Annotated in this window: 4 protein-coding genes; all 4 read right to left on the bottom strand. The window is 75.9% G+C overall.

Going from position 1 to position 2697, the window contains the following annotated elements; all coding sequences use genetic code 11:
* On the bottom strand, positions 1-953 hold a 953-nt coding region (locus B0E53_RS35190; protein ID WP_146167927.1), incomplete at its 3' end, for a serine/threonine-protein kinase.
* A complete protein-coding gene (locus B0E53_RS35185; RefSeq protein WP_107079801.1) occupies positions 950-1156 on the bottom strand; it encodes a hypothetical protein in 207 nt (68 codons plus the stop codon). The genes B0E53_RS35185 and B0E53_RS35190, both read right to left, overlap by 4 nt.
* Positions 1157-1192: 36 nt before the next feature.
* Positions 1193-1693 carry a hypothetical protein gene (locus B0E53_RS35180; RefSeq protein WP_107079800.1) on the bottom strand — a complete coding sequence of 167 codons (501 nt, stop codon included), beginning with the start codon at positions 1691-1693 and terminating at the stop codon, positions 1193-1195.
* 17 nt (positions 1694-1710) lie between these two features.
* Positions 1711-2523 (bottom strand): hypothetical protein, encoded by an 813-nt coding sequence (locus B0E53_RS35175; protein WP_107079799.1) that lies wholly within the window; start codon positions 2521-2523, stop codon positions 1711-1713.
* Positions 2524-2697 lie beyond the last annotated feature (174 nt).

The raw sequence follows: 2697 nt of genomic DNA, 5'->3' as shown, positions 1-2697 counted from the left end.
CCCCGGCGGAACCGGCCACCGCGTCCCGCCGTCGCGCCGAGCGTGGTGCTGGCGAGGCTGGTGGCGCCGCCCGCGCCGTCGGGGAACGGCCAGAGGGCGGCGAGCAGGGCGGCCCGGCGGGCCAGCTCGCGCAGGCCCCGCTCCTCCCACTCCCCGCCGTAGCCGGCGCCGGCCACCCGGTCCAGGATCTCCAGGAACACCTGGGCGGGCTGCGGCCGCTCGTCGGGACGCTTGGCCATGCCGTGCCGGAGCAGCTCGTGCACCGGCGCCGGGGCCGGGTCGGTCGGGATCGGCGCGGAGGCGTGCTGCTCGCGCAGGGTGAACAGGTCCGGCCCCTCGTACGGGGGCCGGCCGGTGAGGCACTCGAAGAAGGTGGCGGTGGCCGCGTAGATGTCGCAGGCCGGGCTGGCCGGCGCACCGGTCCACTGCTCGGGGGCCATGTAGCGGGGCGTGCCGGAGACGGTGGTGTCGGAGCCCCGGCCGACCGGCATGGCGATGCCGAAGTCGGCGAGCTTGCTCAGCCCCTCACCGGTGACCAGCACGTTCTCCGGCTTGTAGTCGCGGTGCACCACGCCGCGGGCGTGCGCGGCGGCGAGCCCGGCGAGCGAGCCCTTCAGCACGCAGAGCGCCGCCTCGGGGGTGGTTGGCCCGTGCGCGCGCAGCATCTGGCGCAGCGAGACCCCGTTGACCAGCTCCATGACGATGGCCGCGCCGTGCGGTGACTCGACGTACTCGTAGAGGCGGCTGACGTGCCGGTCGTCGATCTCGCCGAGCAGCCGGGCCTCCTCCCGGAAGGCGGTCCGGAAGGAGGAGTCCGCGCCGATGTCGCGCACCAGGTACTTGATGGCGACCGGGGTGCCGGTGGCGTCGTGGGTGGCGAGCACGACGCTGCCCGACGCACCGGCGCCGAGCCGACGGACCGGCGTGTAGCCGGACAGTTGCCAGCCGCTCATGCGACGAACTCCACGGCGTTCCAGGGGCGGGTGTCGGCCTCCGCCTCGCTGGTCATTCTGGTCGCGCCGGAGCCGCCGTCCATCGGCGCAACGGGTGCTTCCGCGCGCCGGACGGCGACCCCGGACCCGGGGTGCCGGCCGGGTCCGGGGTCGGTCGCGGACGGGCCGGACGGGTCGGCCGGCGGGTGGTCGGTCAGGGACACACCGCCACTGCTAGCAGACGCCGGCAAGCCCGCCGGTCAGATGGCGGCGGCCTGGACGACCTTCCACTCGCCGTGCACCGGCACCAGGGTGAGCACCACCCGGTTCTGGTCCACCTTCTCCCCCGCCGTGGTCACGTTGCGCCGGTACTGGTTGAGGTAGAGCAGCAGCTCCACCCGGTCCGGCTCGGCGCTGACCACGCCGGTGGCGGAAACCTCGGCGAGCACCACGGCCTGCTGTTTCGTGGCCGTCGCCTTGAGGGCGGTGGTGGTCTGCGCGTACTCGTCGGCGAACGCGCCGGTGGCGAAGGTGCGGCCGTTGGCGACGCTGTCGTCGAACGTGCGGTAGTCGTACGAGAACAGCGCCTTGGCGGCGGCCGGGGCGGTGGCCAGGGCCTGCCGGACGGCCTGGTCGCGCTGGCCGGCGCGGCGGTCGGCGGTCCAGCCGGCCACCGCAACGGCGGCGGCCAGCAGCAGCGCGACGACGAGCAGCGGCACGGGCCGCAGCGGGGGTCGGCGCAGGACGGTCGGTACGCGCATCGGTCTCCTCCTGTCGGTCATCCGACGAACTGGAGCTTGGTCACGAGCCAGTCCCCCGAGTCCCGGTCCCGGACCAGGTCCAGCTGGATCCGGTAGTGCGACGGCCGCCCGTCGGGCGCCTTGACGTTGCGGACGGTGGCGTCGACCGCGACCAGCACCACCGCGCGCCGCCGGTCGCCGGACACGATCCCGGCGCGCAGCACGGTGCCCTGCGACTGGACCTTGTTCTCCACCACGGCGGCGCGGACCTGGGCCTGGCCGCGGGTGAACTCGTCCTTGAAGTCGCCGGTGGCGCCGGCGGTGATCCGGCTCAGGTCCCGGTCGACGCTGGCCGCGCTGACCGAGACGAAGTTGACCGCGGCCTGCCGGGCGGCGGCGACGGCCGCCCGGCGGGCCTGGTCGGTGGCGCGGTCGACGTACCAGCGGTGGCCCTGCACGCCGGCGCCGGCCAGGGCGGCGGCGAGCAGCACCACGAGCAGCGCGGTGAGCGCCCGGGCGCGGCGGCGCGGGACGGCGCCGGCCGGCTCGGCGGCGACGTCCGGCTCTTCGGCGGCGGCCGGCCCGGCGGGCTCCGGATGGGGATCCGGCAGGTCCTCGACCTCGGCCGGATCGCCGACGACGGTCAGGTCGCCGGCCTCGGTGGGGTCCTCGACGGGTTCCTGGTCGAGCCGTTCCAGCACCCGTTCGATCGGCTCGGCGGGTCCGGGCACCGCCCGGGTGACCAGGCGGCGGCGCGGTGGCGTCGGGCCGCCGGCCTTCGCGCCCTTGATGACCTTCAACGTGGTGTTCCTACGGCTGGGCACCGCCACCTCCTCGGGTACGCCGGTCACGGGGTCACCCCGGCGAGCAAGAGCTGTTTCCAGGACTGGGCGCCGGCGGTGCGGTACTGGCCGCCGGTGCCGCCGAACTGCAGGGGACGGCCGTCGGCGCCGAGCACCAGGCCGGTCGCCGGGTCGTACCCGGGGTCGCCGCCGCGGGCGGCCTCCGGCGGGGGCGCGGGGTCG

It is taken from the genome of Micromonospora sp. MH33, assembly GCF_003013775.1.
GTDB lineage: Bacteria > Actinomycetota > Actinomycetes > Mycobacteriales > Micromonosporaceae > Micromonospora > Micromonospora fulviviridis.
This window is presented reverse-complemented; position numbering and strand designations above follow the sequence as displayed.

Excerpts from the sequence above, each read along its gene's own strand:
- B0E53_RS35180 (WP_107079800.1), bottom strand. The coding sequence starts at position 1,693 with ATGCGCGTACCGACCGTCCTGCGCCGACCCCCGCTGCGGCCCGTGCCG.